At 53.4% G+C, this 18,424-nt stretch carries 17 protein-coding genes; 8 read left to right on the top strand and 9 right to left on the bottom strand.

Translation table 11 applies throughout. The features are described from left to right. The first annotated feature begins 70 nt into the window (after positions 1 to 70). A complete protein-coding gene (locus AB9F27_RS06165) occupies positions 71 to 772 on the top strand; it encodes a DUF599 domain-containing protein (RefSeq protein WP_335584180.1) in 702 nt (233 codons plus the stop codon). Next, on the top strand, positions 769 to 1,119 hold the full coding sequence (locus tag AB9F27_RS06160; protein ID WP_335584181.1) for a hypothetical protein: 351 nt from the start codon (positions 769 to 771) through the stop codon (positions 1,117 to 1,119). Before AB9F27_RS06165 ends, AB9F27_RS06160 begins: the two co-directional genes overlap by 4 nt. Here AB9F27_RS06160 and AB9F27_RS06155 read toward each other — a convergent pair whose 3' ends face one another. Genes AB9F27_RS06155 through AB9F27_RS06140 form a run of 4 tightly spaced genes read right to left on the bottom strand, consistent with a single transcriptional unit; the run spans position 1,120 to position 7,894 of the window. Continuing rightward, positions 1,120 to 3,198 (bottom strand): hypothetical protein, encoded by a 2,079-nt coding sequence (locus AB9F27_RS06155; RefSeq protein WP_335584182.1) that lies wholly within the window; start codon positions 3,196 to 3,198, stop codon positions 1,120 to 1,122. Next, the gene (locus tag AB9F27_RS06150) at positions 3,199 to 6,012 is read right to left on the bottom strand and encodes a DUF4159 domain-containing protein (protein WP_335584183.1); all 2,814 of its coding nucleotides are present in this window, start codon (positions 6,010 to 6,012) and stop codon (positions 3,199 to 3,201) included. Then, on the bottom strand, positions 6,012 to 6,890 hold the full coding sequence (locus AB9F27_RS06145; protein ID WP_335584184.1) for a DUF58 domain-containing protein: 879 nt from the start codon (positions 6,888 to 6,890) through the stop codon (positions 6,012 to 6,014). Before AB9F27_RS06145 ends, AB9F27_RS06150 begins: the two co-directional genes overlap by 1 nt. Further along, the gene (locus AB9F27_RS06140) at positions 6,887 to 7,894 is read right to left on the bottom strand and encodes an AAA family ATPase (protein ID WP_369757606.1); all 1,008 of its coding nucleotides are present in this window, start codon (positions 7,892 to 7,894) and stop codon (positions 6,887 to 6,889) included. The genes AB9F27_RS06145 and AB9F27_RS06140 overlap by 4 nt, the downstream gene beginning before the upstream one ends. Positions 7,895 to 7,989: 95 nt before the next feature. On the opposite strand from AB9F27_RS06140, the gene AB9F27_RS06135 reads away from it, so the two are divergent. The 3 genes from AB9F27_RS06135 to AB9F27_RS06125 all read left to right on the top strand — a co-directional run bounded on the left by AB9F27_RS06135 (position 7,990) and on the right by AB9F27_RS06125 (position 9,745). After that, positions 7,990 to 8,592, top strand: a complete 603-nt coding sequence (locus AB9F27_RS06135) for a DUF1285 domain-containing protein (protein ID WP_335586992.1) — start codon at positions 7,990 to 7,992, stop codon at positions 8,590 to 8,592. Positions 8,593 to 8,677: 85 nt separating this feature from the next. Then, entirely contained in the window at positions 8,678 to 9,055 is a 378-nt protein-coding gene (locus tag AB9F27_RS06130; RefSeq protein ID WP_335586988.1) for a VOC family protein, read from the top strand. After that, positions 9,056 to 9,745, top strand: coding sequence for a YafY family protein (locus AB9F27_RS06125; RefSeq protein WP_335586989.1), 690 nt, complete (start codon positions 9,056 to 9,058; stop codon positions 9,743 to 9,745). Here the strand turns inward: AB9F27_RS06125 and polA are convergent. After that, positions 9,742 to 12,543 (bottom strand): DNA polymerase I, encoded by a 2,802-nt coding sequence (gene polA / locus AB9F27_RS06120; protein WP_335586990.1) that lies wholly within the window; start codon positions 12,541 to 12,543, stop codon positions 9,742 to 9,744. The two genes, AB9F27_RS06125 and polA, sit on opposite strands and share 4 nt — an antisense overlap. A 118-nt stretch (positions 12,544 to 12,661) precedes the next feature. After that, on the bottom strand, positions 12,662 to 12,841 hold the full coding sequence (locus AB9F27_RS06115; protein WP_335586991.1) for a zinc-finger domain-containing protein: 180 nt from the start codon (positions 12,839 to 12,841) through the stop codon (positions 12,662 to 12,664). A gap of 107 nt (positions 12,842 to 12,948) precedes the next feature. On the opposite strand from AB9F27_RS06115, the gene AB9F27_RS06110 reads away from it, so the two are divergent. Continuing rightward, on the top strand, positions 12,949 to 13,875 hold the full coding sequence (locus AB9F27_RS06110; protein WP_369757605.1) for an ABC transporter ATP-binding protein: 927 nt from the start codon (positions 12,949 to 12,951) through the stop codon (positions 13,873 to 13,875). Between the two features lie 8 nt (positions 13,876 to 13,883). On the opposite strand, the gene AB9F27_RS06105 is transcribed toward AB9F27_RS06110, so the two are convergent. Together AB9F27_RS06105 and AB9F27_RS06100 are read right to left on the bottom strand one after the other, a co-directional pair. Continuing rightward, the gene (locus tag AB9F27_RS06105; RefSeq protein WP_335583678.1) at positions 13,884 to 14,264 is read right to left on the bottom strand and encodes an HIT domain-containing protein; all 381 of its coding nucleotides are present in this window, start codon (positions 14,262 to 14,264) and stop codon (positions 13,884 to 13,886) included. A gap of 24 nt (positions 14,265 to 14,288) precedes the next feature. Continuing rightward, complete coding sequence (locus AB9F27_RS06100; RefSeq protein ID WP_335583679.1) at positions 14,289 to 15,866, bottom strand: DUF5928 domain-containing protein; 1,578 nt, start codon at positions 15,864 to 15,866, stop codon at positions 14,289 to 14,291. Between the two features lie 148 nt (positions 15,867 to 16,014). On the opposite strand from AB9F27_RS06100, the gene AB9F27_RS06095 reads away from it, so the two are divergent. Then, positions 16,015 to 16,836: a sulfotransferase family protein gene (locus tag AB9F27_RS06095; RefSeq protein ID WP_335583680.1), complete on the top strand. Its 822-nt coding sequence runs from the start codon at positions 16,015 to 16,017 to the stop codon at positions 16,834 to 16,836. Further along, positions 16,833 to 17,813: a threonine/serine dehydratase gene (locus AB9F27_RS06090; protein ID WP_335583681.1), complete on the top strand. Its 981-nt coding sequence runs from the start codon at positions 16,833 to 16,835 to the stop codon at positions 17,811 to 17,813. The genes AB9F27_RS06095 and AB9F27_RS06090 overlap by 4 nt, the downstream gene beginning before the upstream one ends. Here the strand turns inward: AB9F27_RS06090 and AB9F27_RS06085 are convergent. After that, a complete protein-coding gene (locus AB9F27_RS06085) occupies positions 17,777 to 18,400 on the bottom strand; it encodes a TetR/AcrR family transcriptional regulator (protein WP_335583682.1) in 624 nt (207 codons plus the stop codon). The two genes, AB9F27_RS06090 and AB9F27_RS06085, sit on opposite strands and share 37 nt — an antisense overlap. Between the last annotated feature and the right edge of the window lie 24 nt (positions 18,401 to 18,424).

The following is an 18,424-nucleotide window of genomic DNA, read 5'->3' as shown; positions in this document are numbered from 1 at the left end:
GAATTGGTAAGAAATTATAACCAATTTTTTGATCTAGCAACCCCCAATCGCGCGCGCTAATGTAACCACCATGGAACTCCTTGCTAGATTTACATATTTTGACGTGATTGATGCCGTTGCCATGGCATTTCTTCTGCTCAGCTGGACGTTTCTTGGTTGGAGGATTGAAAACCCGACCCCCAATAATCCGTCCACGTCTTCGCTTATGGCGAACTACCGCCGTGAATGGATGGTCCAATATGTAACGCGACAGCCACGGATTTTTGACGCGACAATCCTTGCAACCCTACGCACAGGCACCACATTTTTTGCGTCGGCGTGTATGATTAGCATTGGTGGCGGGTTGGCGCTCATTGGAAATCAAGAGCATCTTCGTGGTCTCGCCAGCGATTTCTCCATCGAAAGTGCGCCCGCCATTGTATGGGAAATAAAAATCCTGCTTGTTTTGGTGATGCTCGCCAGCGCATTTCTCAATTTCGTCTGGTCCCATCGATTGTTCGGATATGCGGCCGTGGTCATGGCCGCCGCGCCAAACGAAATTGAAGACCCAATGGCCCTCATTCGCGCGAAACAATCCGGTGAAATCAATATAACCGCTGCGCGAAGCTATAACCGTGGATTACGAACAGTTTACTACGCCTTAGCATGTTTGGCATGGATGTTGGGTGCATGGCCCCTTATTATATCCACAATTGTGACGAGTCTTGTCCTATGGCGGCGCGAATTTGCGTCCCATTCTCGGGCCGTCCTTCTTGAGGGTAAAACACCATGAAACGCCTTGTAGCCTTACTAGTATTCTTCGCGGCCCCTGCCTTCGCCGATCCGGCCGTTGTCAAACATGTGGTCGCGTCCCAGTCAGGCACAAAATGGCGATTTGACGTTTCAATTCTGCATCCGGATTCGGGGTGGGACCACTATGCGGACGGTTGGAAGATCATCGCTCCGGACGGCTCTATCCTAGGCCAACGTTCCCTCGCACATCCGCATGAAAACGAGCAGCCGTTTACCCGATCCGTTACGGGAATCTCCATTCCTGATGGGGTCACCCATGTCTTCATTCAGGCCAATTGCCTTACAGATGGCGAGACATCCGAGCCGTACCGCGTTGATCTAAAATAGCTATCTGCGACCCTCGCGCAGCCATGCGGCTATGGACATCATAGTGATCAAGACCAGCAAAATCCACGCGGGAACCAATGGGCTCACCGAAATTCCCGTGGTGACAAAAGCGCCGCGTGGGACGAATCCGATCCATCCAGCTCCCGACGCATTCCGGCCAGAACGCACAGTGCGAACGTCTGGCGTTCCGTCTTCCATGTTCAGTATCCCTCCCTGTGTCGGTGTGATCAAGGGTGCAAGCACACGCGAGGTGGCCACGGTTTCCACAAACTCTCGCGGGGCGGCAGGCCCCATGCCGATCACAAACGAAAGCGCGCCTTGGGACAAGCGATAGAGTCCAAATTCTGTCCCGAAATAGGTTGTTTCAAAAAGCCCAGGGCGGGATTGAACAAGGGGGACTTCGACCAGACTGCCATCTGGAGCCGTGATCGTCACGAGATCTGGCGCAGGCGCGTCATCGCCACCCAAAGTCCTCCGAACGATCTTCATTTCCAAACCCACAGCGGAGGCCGATAGCGCCTCTTCCTCAAGCTCAGGCTCTTTCATCATCCAATGCGCCAAGCGGCGAAGGAGTTCCAGCTGGGGTCCACCACCGTCAAAGCCACGATGCCAAAGCCAAGCATGGTCGCTCGCCAAAAGCGCGACGCGCCCTTCGCCAACCCGATCCAATTGCAGGAGGGGAGCGCCGCTTTTGCCAGACATCACCGTATGTCCGGATTTGGCTTCAAGCTCCACCATCCGCAACCACCGGCCCCATTCAGGCTCAGGTCCCGCTTGCAAACCTTCAGTCACAGGGTGCTTTTGCCCCGTTTCTGTTACCTTCGGGCGGAACTCTTCGTCAAGAACACGCGCCGTGGGTTCGGCGGGCAAAATTTCGGACAAGGCCGAGAAATACAGGCTCTCGACCGATGCGAAATCTGGCCCAGCCGCAAGCAGAACTGCACCGCCGCGACGCACATAATTGGCTACATTCTCCAGATAACTCGCAGGCAAAATACCGCGCCGCTTGTAGCGATCAAAAATAATTAGATCGAAATCATCAATTTTTTCAAGGAACAATTCGCGTGTCGGGAAAGCAATCAATGATAGCTCCGAGACGGGTACGCCATCCTGTTTCTCAGGCGGGCGCAGGATGGTAAAATGGACCAAATCGACAGAACTGTCTGATTTCAAAAGGTTTCGCCATGTACGCTCCCCCGGATGCGGCTCGCCAGAGACTAGCAAAACACGCAAGCGATCCCGCACGCCATTGATTTGAAGTACAGCGGTATTATTGCGATCCGTGAGTTCCGTGTCAGCCATAGGAACGACAAATTGCACGACATTCAGGCCACCATGCGCAAGCGTAAGCGGCAATTCAAGTTCCTGCCCAATGGGAACCTCAAAACTTTGCGTCGGGCCGCCATCAATGGAGATCAAGAGCGGAGCATTTGGCCCCACATCCGGCGGAACGGCCCCTTGATCCTCTACCAAAACGGTAAGCATTACAGGCTCGCCAATGATGCCAAATCCGGGAGCTTTGGAGAGAACGAGGCGTCGGTCCCAATCGCCTTTTCGGCCGCTCAAAAGTGTATGAATCGGCGCCGGCCATGTCAGCTCATTCAGCGCGTCTTCCGTTGGAATATCATGCGCTTGACCGTCACTCAGGATAACGATTCCCGCGACACGCGCCTCTGGGATTTCCGCAAGGGCCGCCGACAGCGCGCCAAAAAGCGTGGTGCCAGAATCCGCCTCACCATCGCCAAAAGACACTTCGTGGATATCCGTATTAGGCAACGCCGCAAGTTTTTGGCGCAAGGCGGCAAGCGCCGAAGCGTTTTGGGCCTCCCGATCTGAGAGGGACTGGCTGGAAGACTTATCCTGCAAAATAAGAACGATGTCCGACATTGCGTCTCGATCTTCGCTTTGCAGCGCGGGATTGAGGAGTGTGAGGAAGAGAACGGTCAGTGCAAACGACCGTAGAGGCCAGCCAAACAAACCGCGCCAATAGGAAAACCCGACGACGAAAACCGACGTCACAATCCCAAACAAAATGAGCGGCAGGGGCAGCAGGGGGTCAAAAAGAATGGTTTGCGTCATTTACTGCCCCAGTCGTTCGAGCAATTCAGGCACGTGGACCTGATCACTTTTGTAATTTCCGGTCAGGACGTGCATCATCAAATTCACCCCAAAACGATAGGCCATTTCGCGTTGCTCATCCCCCGCACGCCCGCGCCCAACGGTAAAGAGACGATTGCCATTAGGCGCAATCGCCCATGCCGCGGCCCAGTCATTGGCACCGATCACAACCGGCGTCACCCCGTCGTTTAAATTGCGAAACGGCATCCCCTCGGCGAGTTCCACGTCCGCAGGGGCGGCCTCGACCCAAACCGGCGGACCGACATATCGTCCCGCGGCTTCCTCCAACAGATAAAAGCTGCGATTCAAAACATGGTCAGATGGCACCTCTTCAAGGGGCGGGATATCGAGTTGGCGGGCAAACATACGCAGCTTTCGGGTATTTTCGGTGACCCTTTTGTACCTTTGCTCGTCGGCATCGCGGGTATCAAACAGGATGAGGCCACCCTTTTGCAAATACCTGTTTAGACGGGCATAGGCGGCAGGTGATGGCAGGGTTTGGGTCGTGGTAATTGGCCAGTAAATCATCGGATAGAAGGACAATTCATCCTTTTCCAAATCAATAGCTATGGGATCAGCGGGTTCGATAGATGTGCGTTGAAAAAGCACCCTTCCAAGTCCCCATAGGCCCGCACGTGACACCTCGTCCACAGCTTCGTCGCCCGTAATAACATAAGCCATGACCGTTTCACTTGTCGCAGCAAAGGCCTTTTCATCAATGGTTAGTGTTTCAGTTTGAGAGGCTGTCTGGGCCCAGCTTTCGGCCCCAATACCCTGCACACAAAAGAGCGTCGCAAAAACCGCAATTGTGCTTGAAGTCCGCGTGCCGTGAAAGCGCCCAGACACCCAAAGCGATGCAATGACGTCAAGAAGCAATGCAACCAAAGACAGCCCCAAAAGCACGCCTTTCAAGGAGCGCTCTTCCACCGATCCGCCACGATCAACGGGAACTGCGGAGGGCCAAACTTGCGGCTGAAGGGTTTGATCTTGTGCGATAGTATTGCGCGCGATTTGACGCTTATCACTAACATATAGCCCCGGTGGAAGGGCGGCAGAAACCAGCGCGGATGCCAGTATTTCGCCCTTAATTCCAGCAAGCGTACTTGGAGGCGGGATTAGTTGCCCAAAACCATCCAGCACCTTGACGGGGGACCAAATTGTACCCGCCAAGTCTTCCTCGGTAGGGCGCGAAGCCTGTGACGAAATCGCCAGTCGCTCCATCATTTGGACAAACAAACCTGAAATTGGCAAGCTGGACCATTGCGCGCTGGCGGTCACATGGAACAACACAACTTGCCCATCACCCAATTCCTTGCGTGTTACCAACGGTGTGCCATCTTCAAGGCTGGCTAAAACGCGCGAGGCAAGAGAAGGGTCGGGTTCTGCGACCACCTGTGAATTGACCACAACATCACTTGGTATTTTTAGGCCAAAGAAAGGGGAAGCCGTGGGAAATTCCTTGAGACCACGCGGCTCGCCCCAACTCATGGCACCACCGATACTACGCCCACCAACCCGTAAACGCACAGGCATAAGCGGGTCTTCGGAACTGCGGCTAACGTCGCTCGCAGCAAGGCGCGGCCCCGCAAAACGCACGAGCAATCCGCCGTCTTTCACCCAGTCTTCAAGGGCCGCGCTATCGCCTTCGGAAAGCTGGGCCACATCGGCCAAAATCACCACATCGGGTCGCGCTAAAAGGGTTTCGGCGATCAGGCCGTCGACCAGATCGGCCGTGGGCACCAAAGCCTGTCGCAAATAATGGAGCGGATCAAGGAGCGCGAGGGCTTCATCTTCGCTTCCAGACGAAAACAGCGCAACCTCGCGTCGCTTCAACGCTTCATCAGTTAAAACAACCGCTCCCGCCGAAACATGGCCAGCGATGCTAAACTCAGTGATCCGATTGCGTATTTCTGGCGGCATATCAAAACGCGCTTCGCTCGTGGTTTGTCCCGCCTCAAAATACGCCAACGACTGAGCCAAAACACGCGTCGTTCCCGACGGATCAGGGCCAATTGCATTCACTTGAACTTCCAAGTCAGAAGCGCTGATTTTACGCAAAACAGGCACCAAAACTTCACCCGTTTCAAAGCTTACAGGCCCAAGCGCCAAGGTTTGATGCGCCCCCTCATAAACGCGCACGGGTCCAACATCTTCAAGGCTTGCAAGAAGCGCCTCGCGCCCTGCCCGTTCCAATCCATCCGACATCCAAAGAACAGACAACGGCGTCGATTGTTGCGACGCGAATTCATCAACCAAAGCGACAGCTGCGTCATCATCCGGCAACCATGGGCGCGGAGCCATGGACGGCAATTGGGTCAAAACATTCTCGGCGGATTCAAGCAAAAGCGGAGTGGTGGGCACATCCGTTAGGGGCAAAAATGCCACCAAATTTCCGTTCCTTGCGGCGTCTTTTAGGACCAACTGCAAACGATCTTGTTGCGATGACCATCCGGGAGCCGACGCCCAACTTGCATCCGCGACAATCAACAGATTGCGGTTTTCTCCCGGCTCGGAGGATTGAGGGTTGAGCAATGGACCTGCAAAGGCAACGATCGCAGCCGCCAGAGCAAAAATGCGCAGTACGAGCAACCACCAAGGAGTTCTATCCGTTTGATTTTCCTCATCTTTCAAACCGAGCAACAGACCTACTGCTGGGAACTTCCGGATCACAGGAGCAGGCGGTACAGCGCGCAAAAGCCACCATAAAATGGGCAAGAAAACCAGCGCGAGCAAAAAGGCGGGCTGTGCAAAGCCAAGAGGACCAAGCGTAAACATCAACGCCCCACACTTAGCGCAGAATAGAGCCACAAAAGGGCGGGAAGCGGCGCGCTATCGCTTTGATGAACGGTGAATTGCCACCCCGAGCTTCGCGCCAAATCTCGCAACACCGCCTGCCGCTCAGCGAGCCGATCATGGTAGCGCGCCTTAAGCCCCCGCGCTTTCAGAGTTTCATGTCGAATCGCGCCCGTCGGACTTTCAAAAACATTGCGCCCTTCAAACGGGAACGCGATTTCCTGCGGATCAAGAACCTGCACAATCGCACCGCGCACGCCTTGCCCTTGCGCCGAATTCAACAGCTCCCGAAGGGCTTTCGTGTCGCCAAGAAAATCTGAAATCAGCACGACTTGCGTGTTCTTTGGCAGAGTGCTTCGCATGGGAGCGCCGAATTCGGCGTCGTCCACCATTTTCTCAAGTTCCTGCGCCAAATGCGTTAGGCCGCCGCGACTTGCGCTAGCGGGGGTTGGGTCGCCAAGAAGGGCAGTTTTCTCTCCGCCTCGGTGCAAAAGAACCGCAATTGCGAGCGTAAGGAGCTGCGCGCGAAAGGCTTTGGTCGCGTGTTGTGGTGAGGACGAAAACCGCATGCTTTGCGACGTATCGGCCCATAATGTGACCGTTTGCATCGCCTGCCATTCCTTTTGTCGGATGAAATGTACATCCGAACGTGCCGAGCGACGCCAATCAATATCCCGCAGGGAATCCCCTGCAACCGCTTGGCGGTATTGCCAAAATTCGTCACCCACCCCACTACGCCGCCGCCCGTGTTCGCCTGTTTGCACTGATGCCGCCAATTGATTGGCAGCCGCTAGCAATCCAGGAAGCGCTGAGGCAAGTCCTTCGGCCCGTTCGCGTAAGGGGGCGGACGTAGAAATCATGCAGCAGCCTTAACGCGCGTAATTTCTGCGCAAGCTTTGGCAATGATGTCGGGAAGCGTTTCGCCCTGTGCGCGCGCCGCAAAGCTTAACGCCATGCGATGCGACAATACGGGTTCCGCCAATTGCATCACATCATCGATATTGGGTGCAAGACGCCCCGCCAAAAGGGCTTTTGCACGCACGGTCATCATGAGCGCTTGCGCCGCACGCGGACCTGGCCCCCACGCCACGGTTTCGCGGATAAAGTCTGGGGAGGTTTCGTCCTCTGGACGGCAGGTACGCACCAAATCAAGGATCATATCCACGACCTGTTCGCCGACAGGCATGCGCCGAAGCACCTGTTGAGCGGCGAGCAATTCGGCAGCAGTAAAGACTTCATGCACCTGTGCATCCTGCGTGCCGGTTGTCGCCAAAACGATCGCTCGTTCCGTGGCACGGTCGGGATAACTCACGTTGATTTGCACCAAAAACCGGTCGAGCTGCGCCTCTGGAAGCGGATATGTTCCTTCCTGCTCAATCGGGTTCTGAGTAGCCAAAACATGGAACGGCTCGCCAAGGCTGCGCTCCTCGCCCGCGATGGTTACAACATGTTCCTGCATGGCCTGAAGCAACGCGGATTGCGTGCGTGGGCTGGCGCGGTTGATCTCGTCGGCCATCAAAAGCTGGCAAAAAATTGGACCGGGAACAAACTTAAACGCCCGCTTCCCGTCCGTGTCCGTATCCAAAATCTCAGACCCTAAAATGTCCGCAGGCATCAAATCCGGCGTAAACTGAATCCGGTTCCCCGAAAGGCCCATAACCGTCGATAACGTGTCCACCAATCGGGTTTTTCCCAGGCCTGGCAAACCAACGAGCAACGCATGCCCGCCGCACAGGAGGGCAGACAACGCGAGGTCGACAACACCTTCCTGCCCGATGAACTTCTGGGTTAGACTGGCCTTGGCCGCGGCCAGTTTTTCGCTCAAGAGTTCGATCTCTGCGACCAGATTTTCCGTTTCGGGCATGGATTACCTCCGTTTTCAAATATAAGCTGCATTAAAGTCGTTAATCCTGCGAGGTACAAATGACAAAAGCGAATTCAGATGAAAAGATCGTGAAAATGCCGTCAAATCCAGCGGATTCTAGCCCAGAAAAATCTGAGCTGCCAACGAGCATCATCAGCGCGGCAAAACAGGCCACCAAAAGGGGGCCAGCGCCCGTTCATTTGTGGAACCCGCCGTTCTGTGGTGACCTAGATATGCGGATCGCGCGCGATGGGACTTGGTTTTATCTCGGTTCCCCCATCGGGCGTAAGGGTTTGGTCAAACTTTTCTCCTCCATCTTGCGCAAGGACGGTGAGGATTATTTCCTTGTGACGCCCGTTGAAAAAGTGGGCATCAAAGTGGACGACGCGCCTTTTGTTGCGATCGATTTCAACGCCGAGGGAACAGGCGCAGAGCAATCCCTCACGTTCACAACCCATGTTGGCGACGACGTGACCGCAGGACCCGATCATCCGATTCGCGTCACCATTGATCCTGACAGCGGCGAACCCGCGCCTTATGTTTTGGTGCGCGCCAATCTTGAAGCCCTGATCGATAGAAAAAGTTTTTACCGACTCGTCGATATTGGCGACACACAAGATATTGAAGGCACGCCGTTTTTCGGCATTTGGTCGGGAGGGGTGTTTTTCCCAATCCTCGCCCAAAGCAAATTAGTTTGAACATCGCGCAAGGCTCCTGACATAATGCTGTCAGGAGGGGTATGTAAAAAGGGTCCTACGAACACTTACTCAAAGGAACATATTCATGTCTAGTTCTCCTAAACACTCGGTCGTCTGGGCCGAAATTCCCGTTACCGACCTTGAAGCGGGGCGCAAATTTTACAGTGCTGTCCTCGACACTCCGCTGAAAATCGAAGAATTCGGTGGCGGGGAAATCATCTTCTTTCCTATGCAAGACCAAGCCGCCATTGCGGGCCATATTTATGCAGGCACTCCCGCGCCAACAGGCACCGGTCCAACAGTACATTTGGCAATATACGGCAACCTTGAAGCCGCGATCACACGGGCCAAAGACGCGGGCGCGACCGTGGTGCGCGAGCCTGTGACCATCCCTTCAGGGCGCTTCCAATATATCGCGGACCCAGATGGAAATTCCATCGGCCTCTTTGAAGTGGCGACCTAATTGCGAAGAGCCGACCGCCTCTTTCAGATCGTGCAATATCTGCGCGGCGGTCGGCTCCTTACGGCCCGCATTTTGGCGGATCGGCTGGAGGTAAGCGAACGGACAATCTATCGCGACATCGCGGATTTGATCGGCTCGGGGGTTCCGATTGATGGCGAGGCTGGCGTTGGGTATTTGATGCGGGAAGGCTATGATCTGCCGCCGCTGATGTTCAACCGCAAGGAAATCACCGCACTGGTTGCGGGCGCGCGCATGTTACGCGCTTGGGGTGGGTCAGATATGGCTCTTGCCGCCCAAGAAGCCCTTGTAAAAATCGAAGCCGTTCTCCCTGAGGAAGCCCGAAAAAATGTAGCCAAGGTTCAGATTTTCGCACCCAACCGTCATTGGTTTTCCGATGCAGAACGCAAAGTCATCGACCAAATTGAATCCGCCGTGGATCGCCAACAAATGCTGCTCATTCACTACGAAAAGGGCGACGGCACCAAAAGCGAACGCCACGTCCGCCCGCTTGGACTTTGGTTTTGGGGCAAGGTTTGGACCTTGGTCGGATGGTGTGAATTACGGAATGATTTCCGTATGTTCCGCCTTGATCGTATGAAATCCCTCACCGAGACAGGCCCGTTTGAACATAGCGTGGGCAAGCGACTCGTGGATTTTTACGCCATCGAAAATCATCGCCCGACCCTTTAGTGCGCCCGTGCCCAATTCGCGCCGCGCCCCGCATCCACAGTCAATGGTACATCCAGTTTTACAACTGGCATTGCCGCGTTTTCCATGATGTTACGGACAACTTCGATCGTTTCGTCAACGGCACTATCTTCGACCTCGAAGATCAGTTCATCATGCACCTGAAGGAGCATTTTGGCGGGCAGGTCCTTGATCGCCGCCGGCATCCGGATCATCGCCCGACGAATAATATCCGCAGCCGTCCCTTGAATGGGCGCATTGATCGCGGCGCGTTTGGCAAACCCCGCCTGTGGCCCTTTGGCGTTGATTTCAGGCGTGTTGATTTTGCGGCCAAAGAGGGTCGCGACATAACCGTGATCGCGCGCGAATTGCACGGTATCGTCCATATAGGTCCGAATTCCGGGAAAGCGCTCAAAATAGCGGTCAATAAAGCCCTGCGCTTCTTTGCGCGGAATTCGCAGATTTCGCGCAAGTCCAAAGCCTGAAATGCCGTAGATCACCCCAAAGTTAATGCCCTTCGCTTGGCGGCGAATTTCGGGTGTCATTTCGTCGAGCGGCACGTCAAACATCTCGCTCGCGGTCATAGCGTGAATGTCATGCCCGTCACGGAACGCCTGTTTGAGGCTCTCGATATTTGCCACATGCGCCAGAATTCGCAGCTCTATTTGACTGTAATCGAGGCTGACGAGGGTTTTGCCTTCTTCGGCAATAAAGGCCTCGCGAATGCGCCGCCCTTCCTCGCTTCGAACAGGAATATTTTGCAAGTTTGGATCGGTCGATGCCAAGCGCCCTGTGATGGCACCGGCGATGGAATAGGACGTGTGCACACGCCCCGTATCTGGATTGATATGGGTCTGAAGGGCGTCCGTATAGGTGGATTTAAGTTTGCTTAACTGCCGCCAATCCAAAACGCGGGCGGGTAGATCATGCCCTTCGGCAGCGAGGTCCTCAAGGATATCTGCGCCCGTCGCATAGGCGCCGGTTTTGCCCTTTTTTCCACCCTCAAGGGCCATCTTGTCGAACAGGATTTCCCCAAGCTGTTTGGGGGAGCCGATGTTGAAACTTTGGCCTGCAATCTCGTGAATTTCGGCCTCTAGGCCCGCCATTTTCTGGGCAAAGGCGTTGGACATCCGCGACAGGGTATCCCGATCTACTTTGATCCCGTACATTTCCATTTCTGCCAGCACAGGAACGAGCGGACGTTCAAGCGTTTCGTAAACCGTTGTCACCTGTTTCTGGTGCAACTGTGGCTTGAATATTTGCCACAAACGCAGAGTAATATCAGCATCTTCGGCGGCGTATTTTACGGCTTCGTCTACGGGCACTTGATCAAAGGTGATCGCGGATTTTCCGCTTCCAAGCAAAGATTTAATCGGAATCGGCGTGTGATCAAGATAGCGTTCGCTCAACGTATCCATGCCGTGATTATGCAAGCCCGCGTTCATTGCATAGGACATCAACATCGTGTCATCGATCGGCGCGACCGAAACGCCATAGCGTTTGAAAATCTTGGCGTCGTATTTCATATTCTGGCCGATTTTTAGAATCGACGGGTCTTCGAGCATCGGTTTGAGCATATCAAGCGCCGCCTGAAGCGCCATTTGTCCATCGGCCAACGTGTTGGTTGCAAAAAGGTCTTCGCCAGCATCTGCGCGATGCGCGAGCGGAATATAACAGGCCTCGCCTGCCTCAATGCACAGCGATATGCCGACCAAATCAACGATCATATCATTCAGACCCGTGGTCTCGGTATCCACCGCAACCCAGCCCCGCCGATACGCAGCATCAATCCATTTTTGCAGTTCCGTGCCGTCGCGCACACATTCGTATTTTTCGGGATCAATCGCCACGGTCGGCAAGGCCATGGGCGCACTAGCCCCGCTGATTTCCACAATGATTGGGGCCGCGACACCCATTTTATCGGCTACCCGCTTCGTGAGGGTGCGGAATTCCATCTCATTGAGGAAAGCCAATAGTCTTTCGGCTTCAGGCTCGCGAATCTCAAGGCTTTCGAGCGTGAAGTCCAAATCCATATGCGTGTCGAGCTTCACAAGGGAGCGCGAAACGCGGATGAGTGCTTCGTTGTTGAGAAGACTTTCGCGGCGCTTGGGTTGTTTGATTTCACCAGCCCGCGCCAAAAGACTTTCCAGATCGCCATATTCGTTGATCAAAAGCGCCGCCGTTTTGAGGCCAATTCCGGGCGCGCCGGGCACGTTATCAACGCTATCTCCCGCCAAAGCCTGAACATCGACAACGCGCTCGGGACCAACGCCGAATTTGTCGAAAACACCTTCACGATCGATGCGCTTGCCTTTCATGACGTCGAGCATTTCGACCCCGCCACCGACGAGTTGCATCATGTCTTTGTCGCTCGAAATAATCGTGCAGCGCCCCCCTGCCTCATCCGCTTGGCGGGCAAGGGTCGCGATTATATCGTCCGCTTCAAAGCCCTCAACCTCGATACAGGCAATGTTAAACGCGCGGGTTGCATCGCGGGTTAGAGGAAACTGCGGGCGGAGATCTTCGGGCGCCGGAGGGCGGTTGGCTTTGTATAAATCATAGAGATCATTACGAAAAGTCTTGCCCGAGTGATCAAAAATGACAGCAACATGCGTCGGCGCGTCTGATCCTTTATTGTCCTCAACTTGCTTATACAACATGTTGCAAAATCCGGCGACGGCCCCGATGGGCAATCCGTCAGACTTGCGCGTAAGTGGCGGCAACGCATGATACGCGCGGAAAATGAACGCCGAGCCATCGATCAAATGTAGATGACAGCCTTTGCCAAATGAGGTTTCCATAGCGCGCCCTTTTCGATTTTTATGTGCGACAACCTTCGCATATCACTCAGGTCTTCACCACCCAAATGCTGCGCAATTTGGGGCTTCCTGAAGGAATTTTAATCTACCTGCAAAGAATTTAGGTGTCGGCCGAGCCGCCCTTGAGGATGATCTTTTTGTCGCAATAGCCACACTCAACAAACCCTGTTTCTTCGGGGATAAAAAGCCATACGCGGGGGTGTCCCAGCGCGCCTTCGCCTCCATCACAGGCCACACGGCTTTGCTCTACAATAACGATTTCAGGGGCTTCTATGGTCATGATGGCTCCGTTTAGCTTGTCGAAGACGGTCTTCGGGCTTAAGTCTGCTGCATGATAGCGATCCACACCCTCGGGGCAAGATCGAAAACCGATGCGGGATGATGGAAATGGTTGAGAACGCTTTAGAAATTACTGGCCTGAAAAAGACCTATGCTGCGCAGCGCAATCAAGCGCCCAAAGTCGCCTTGAAAGGGATTGATCTCGCGATCCCTAAAGGCAGTATTTTTGGACTGTTGGGGCCAAATGGTGCGGGAAAATCAACGCTCATTAATATTCTGGCGGGGCTTGTGGTGAAATCCGCGGGGAACGTCAAGATTTGGGGGTTTGATCAGAACATCAACCCCCGTCAATCGCGCGCCTCTATTGGGGTGATGCCGCAAGAACTCAACATGGACCCGTTTTTTTCGCCGCGCGAAGCCCTTGAGGTACAGGCTGGATTATATGGTGTTCCGAAATCCAAACGCAAAAGCGACGAAATCCTTGAAATGATTGGCCTTACTGACAAGGCAGACGCCTATGCGCGGTCGCTTTCGGGCGGTATGAAGCGGCGTCTTTTGCTGGGCAAAGCCCTCGTACATCATCCCGACATTTTGGTTTTGGACGAGCCGACCGCTGGCGTAGATATCGAAATCCGCCAGATGCTATGGGACAACGTGCGCAAGTTGAACCAGCAGGGCATGACGATCATCTTGACGACCCACTACCTCGAAGAAGCCGAGGAAATGTGCGACGAGATCGGCATTATTAACCATGGCGAGTTAATCGTCCGCGAAGATACAAAAACTATGGTGGGCCGTTTGGATACCAAAACACTGGTCATTGTACCAGATCGTTCAGCCGCAGAATACACGCCTCCCAAAGACACGACACTAACACGCCGCGCCGATGGCTCGCTCGCGATCAGTTACAAAAGCACCACTACTTCGGCGAGTGAAATCCTCGACTCGCTCCGCGACGCAAACATCACCATTCGTGATGTCCGCACCGAAGAGCCTGATCTTGAGGACGCATTTTTGGCCTTAACGGCAAAATAACTGTAACTTTAAGCAGGATTTAGCATGCGACCAAGGGGACGGCCGGCGAGGATATGCATGTGCATATGCGGCACCTCTTGGATTGCGGCTTCGCCTGAATTGGCGATCAAGCGATACCCATTGCCACCCTCGCCTGGCTGCACCTTGAGCATTTCGCAAAGAGTGCCGATTGTGCGGTTAAAATCCAAAATCTCAGCATCACTCGCATTCATTGCGAAGTGATCAAAATTCACATACGGCCCCTTAGGTATTACCAAAACATGGTCGGGGGCTTGGGGCGTAATATCGCGAAATGCCAACGTGTGGTCAGTTTCCAAAACAGTAGCATTCGGAATTTCCCCTCGGAGGATCTTGGCGAAAATGTTTTCGGAATCATAGAGATAGGCCATAGGGGCATCCTTTTGCGACAGCGTTTAATCAGAGAATAAGTGGTCAATTTCGGCGAGTCTTAGCGCGTCTTCAGGTGTGGCATCAAGGAACTCTGCGAGAGGAATCGCATTTTTCGCAGGCGAATTCTTTTGCAGGATGCGAAAGTGCATGGGGAAATTCGCGTCGCGGATCGCATCCGATTCATACACCAAATCTTGTTGAATTGTTGGCATCAAGGAGTTGATGGTTTCCTCTGACGGGCTTTCCCCCGCAAGGCCAACCCGAATGGCATGCCCAACCAGATAATCGCCAGAAAAGTCACAATTGATCTCCAGCAGTTTCGTTTTACTGCGATCTGCGTAAAAATCCTGTATGAGGTCCAGATTGCTAGAGTCCAGACATATAACCATTTTGTCGGTTTCATAGTAGTCAAACAACATCCGCACCAACGCGCGCCGATGCCGCGTGCGTTTGCCAATCGTGGACTGAATACCGCCCAAATCGGGCAACGGCGTATTTTCTTCGTTAAAAAGATATTCGATGACGGGAAAATCAGAGGAGCGGCGAATGCCGTCGACCAGGCGCTTGGCGACATGCCATTTCTTACAGGCAACAATCAAAAGTTCACGATTGCGCCCCATGGTTGCTTCTGCCTCCCAGAACCTCGGCGCAAACCGGCGCCCTTCGCGCCCTCGCCCTGTCAGGAACTTAAACAGGCTTCGACCCTCGCTTGAAATTGGGAAATCCGCGTTCTCACTTGCATAAAGCTTCCCCAAGCGAAGTTTGAGTTCTTCGGCCTCGGGGCTCACTTTGCGTGCGAAAAGAAAGTCTTGGCTCACAAGCATATCATAGTGGTCGTTGTAAAACGTCACCGGCATTCCATATTCCGAAAACATTAAAAACGTCAGTGTCCGCGCTTCAATTTCAACTACTGGCACCAGATGGCGCACGACCGTTTGGAAAAACGTTTCATCCGGAATCCACGTGGTGCGGAAAAAACGCATGACGTCTTTACGCTCTTTGGTAAACCGAAGAATTGCTTCTATCGTCCGGCGACGTAGACACCACCATTGGCTGCCGATCTGCACCTGAATATCGGACGGAATTTCGCGCGAGAATCCCAGTTTGCGCTGGAGATTGAAACTTTGATAAAAAAGCCATTTTTGGGTGCGTTCGTTGAAATAGTGGCGATAAATAAGCCGCTCTTCCTTCATCCCCGTTTTAATCCAATCACTTTCGAAATAGTCGAAACTTTCAATATAATCGATATCGGTATTGTCTAAAAACTTGTGTGCATAAACCGCCGATTTAATCGGCATACAGTCGCCAGACAGCATGTAAAAATGCGTCGCCCGCGGGAAAGCCTTTTCAGCGGCCTCAACAGCATAAAGCGTGGCTTGCACCAGGCTCCACGCCCCCCATCCACAATTGATCCGCTTTTTTGAAAAAACAACATTTGAATTGCCCTTCAGGGCTGCGCCAATTTCGGCGAAATGCGCTGGACTGGCGCTTGCGTCAAAATGAATCGCCATATAGTCACCAGTAGCGGTCAGACGCTTGGCTTGCAAAATAATGGCTTCTGGATCCTTGTGGCACAGAAGAATGTAGGCGATTTTTGCCATTTACGAAACAAAACCCTTATTATCCCAGATTGTTTACACAAATAACGCTAACAGGCGTTGAATAAACAGCGTTTCTTTGCTTTTTTGTGCAAAAACAAGTCAGCACCGCGTATTTCTGTTCGGGCACACTATTGGAGACGATAAAAATATGGGCTTTCCCGGCACTTGGATGACCGAGAGTGAAAGCGTGGTATACCGCGTTGTTCCGAAATGCGCCTGCTCGACCATCGGGCAGATCATGTATTACTCCGATCACGGCACGTTTTTTGACGGCGACATTCACGACTCAAAAGCGGGGCTGCATAAATGGGCCATTGAAGCCAGCCAGCCCATTATAGAGCGCAACGTGACAGGCCACGAAAGTTACGCTTTCACCTGTGTCCGCAACCCCTACACCCGTATTCTAAGCTCCTTTTTCGATAAAATCTGCGGCATTCAACGCAATGGAAAACGGTATCGTGGCAATCTGGTACCTTTGTTGGTTCAGAAATACGGGATCGAAGTTGGCGATCCGGAAACAGGATTCGAATTTGATCAAGTAAAGAGCTTTCGCCGATTCCTTTTGTTTGCCCGCGACAGCATTCGTTGGCGCCGCCCGATGGATCCAGACATCCATTGGTCCGCGATGTCGGGGCATGTTTCGACGTTTATTAACAACGGCGGGAAGTATAATAAAATCATATTCACCGAACGTTTTAACGAAGGAATGCAAGAGGTTTTAAACGCGATTGAAACGCCTCATGCGGTGGATCTCGCCCAAATTCCGCGTTTCAATGAAAGTGAAGGCCATGGGCCAAAGCGCCTGCACCCCGTTGAAGACTATTTCGACGATCTATCCATGCATCTCGTTTATGAAATTTACAAACGTGATTTCCGCCTTTTTCAATATGATTTTGAGAATCCGGCCAACAAGATGCCGCTACAGCCTGTCGATCTTGATGAAGTCCACGCGAAACTTGGTGAGAAATGAGCTATCCAGACCTTCGCGATATAAAAATCGCCGCCGAGTCCTTGCGCGGAAAAATTATTCGCACGCCTTCGGTAAGGTTGAGTTCTGACCGTATTGTAGGTCTTCCTGCCGATGCTCAAGTGACTATGAAAATGGAGCTGTTTCAAGAAACAGGCACGTTCAAAGCGCGCGGTGTTCTGTTGGCGATTGCTGCAATGGACCCAACCGCGCGCGCGGCAGGCGTTGTTGCGGTTAGTGGTGGCAATCACGCGTTGGCCGTTGCTTGGGGGGCGAAAAAATCCGATATTTCGGCTAAGGTCATCATGCCCAAGACAACGGATTCGGCGCGAATTGAAGGCTGTATTGCGCTTGGGGCCGAAGTTGAGTTGGCCGAAGACATCACCGCAGCCTTCGCACGGATGGACATTCTTTCAGCCGCGGGCGCAACGCCCCTCCACCCATTCGAAAGTCCCTATATGACTCTGGGTGCGGCAACCATTGGCCTTGAGATATTAACGGACACGCCCGATTTGGACGCGCTGATTATTCCCGTCGGAGGCGGCGGTTTGATAAGTGGGCTTGCTCTGGCGGCGAAACTTATTCATCCAAACATTCGCATCTACGGCGTCGAACCCGTTGGGGCAAACAGCATGTCTCGGTCGCTCAAAATAGGCAGTCCCCAGCGATTGGACAAGGTTAACACCATCGCGGACAGTTTGGGCTCCCCCCTCGCCATGCCCTATTCCTTTGGTCTTGCGCAACGATATGTGGATCAAATGGTCGAGGTCGAAGACGACGAGATGACACGGGCGATGACTGTGCTTTTCGACGGCCTCAAGATCGTCGCGGAACCAGCATGTGCCGCGACGACGGCTGCGATCACCGGGCCGCTCAAGAGCGAACTTGCCGGTAAAAATATCGGAATTATTGCTTGTGGATCCAACATAGGAGCGAAACGTTTTTACGAATTGCTCTCGTCCGGCGCTCCCAAAAGGTAACCACAAACGGCGTCGGTGAGGCGCCGGATCACCGGTTCACAATCTTTGCACCCGATCTGGGCCTGCGCGCCAATAACCCCTTTGCACATTGCGCTTAAATCAAAGGCAGCAGTCGGCGCATCTATGATGTCGTAACGATTGAGAACAAAAAGAACCGCAGCAAGGGAACGACGTTTTAAAGCCTCGATTTCTGTAGTCATCGGTAACTCGCATTCCGCATATTCCAAAACCTCCACGCGTCTTGGAGCGCGGATATGGTGCGCAGCGCTGGCCCGCACCATCTTTTCGACCGCTTCCCGCAAGCCAAGCCCTCTAATCGAGTCTCTTGCTTCCTCAAGGTCTTCACACAGATCTTGGCGCATTCGTCGCACCAATTCGATCAATATCGCCTCCTTGGAGGGGAAATACTGATAGACCGACCCCACACTCACCCCCGCCCTCTCGGCAATCAAATTCGTGGTAAGAACCGCCAGGCCACCGCTTTCCAGAATATGAGCCGTCGCTTGCAAAATCACTTCAACAGTCGCTTTAGAGCGCGTTTGAATCGGTATTTTCTTGGGGGTCAGCTGCAGTGATGTTTTAGCCATAGAACGCGAGTTTCCAATGTGAGC

Origin of the sequence: Falsihalocynthiibacter sp. CO-5D18, assembly GCF_041205445.1 — a bacterium.
GTDB lineage: Bacteria > Pseudomonadota > Alphaproteobacteria > Rhodobacterales > Rhodobacteraceae > Falsihalocynthiibacter > Falsihalocynthiibacter arcticus.
The sequence above is the reverse complement of the archived record's forward strand: the minus strand, read 5'-3'. Positions and strand labels throughout refer to the sequence as shown.

Excerpts from the sequence above, each read along its gene's own strand:
- AB9F27_RS06165 (WP_335584180.1), top strand. The coding sequence starts at position 71 with ATGGAACTCCTTGCTAGATTTACATATTTTGACGTGATTGATGCCGTT.
- AB9F27_RS06160 (WP_335584181.1), top strand. The coding sequence starts at position 769 with ATGAAACGCCTTGTAGCCTTACTAGTATTCTTCGCGGCCCCTGCCTTC.
- AB9F27_RS06155 (WP_335584182.1), bottom strand. The coding sequence starts at position 3,198 with ATGACGCAAACCATTCTTTTTGACCCCCTGCTGCCCCTGCCGCTCATT.
- AB9F27_RS06150 (WP_335584183.1), bottom strand. The coding sequence starts at position 6,012 with ATGTTTACGCTTGGTCCTCTTGGCTTTGCACAGCCCGCCTTTTTGCTC.
- AB9F27_RS06145 (WP_335584184.1), bottom strand. The coding sequence starts at position 6,890 with ATGATTTCTACGTCCGCCCCCTTACGCGAACGGGCCGAAGGACTTGCC.
- AB9F27_RS06140 (WP_369757606.1), bottom strand. The coding sequence starts at position 7,894 with ATGCCCGAAACGGAAAATCTGGTCGCAGAGATCGAACTCTTGAGCGAA.
- AB9F27_RS06135 (WP_335586992.1), top strand. The coding sequence starts at position 7,990 with ATGCCGTCAAATCCAGCGGATTCTAGCCCAGAAAAATCTGAGCTGCCA.
- AB9F27_RS06130 (WP_335586988.1), top strand. The coding sequence starts at position 8,678 with ATGTCTAGTTCTCCTAAACACTCGGTCGTCTGGGCCGAAATTCCCGTT.
- polA (WP_335586990.1), bottom strand. The coding sequence starts at position 12,543 with ATGGAAACCTCATTTGGCAAAGGCTGTCATCTACATTTGATCGATGGC.
- AB9F27_RS06115 (WP_335586991.1), bottom strand. The coding sequence starts at position 12,841 with ATGACCATAGAAGCCCCTGAAATCGTTATTGTAGAGCAAAGCCGTGTG.
- AB9F27_RS06110 (WP_369757605.1), top strand. The coding sequence starts at position 12,949 with ATGGTTGAGAACGCTTTAGAAATTACTGGCCTGAAAAAGACCTATGCT.
- AB9F27_RS06105 (WP_335583678.1), bottom strand. The coding sequence starts at position 14,264 with ATGGCCTATCTCTATGATTCCGAAAACATTTTCGCCAAGATCCTCCGA.
- AB9F27_RS06100 (WP_335583679.1), bottom strand. The coding sequence starts at position 15,866 with ATGGCAAAAATCGCCTACATTCTTCTGTGCCACAAGGATCCAGAAGCC.
- AB9F27_RS06095 (WP_335583680.1), top strand. The coding sequence starts at position 16,015 with ATGGGCTTTCCCGGCACTTGGATGACCGAGAGTGAAAGCGTGGTATAC.
- AB9F27_RS06090 (WP_335583681.1), top strand. The coding sequence starts at position 16,833 with ATGAGCTATCCAGACCTTCGCGATATAAAAATCGCCGCCGAGTCCTTG.
- AB9F27_RS06085 (WP_335583682.1), bottom strand. The coding sequence starts at position 18,400 with ATGGCTAAAACATCACTGCAGCTGACCCCCAAGAAAATACCGATTCAA.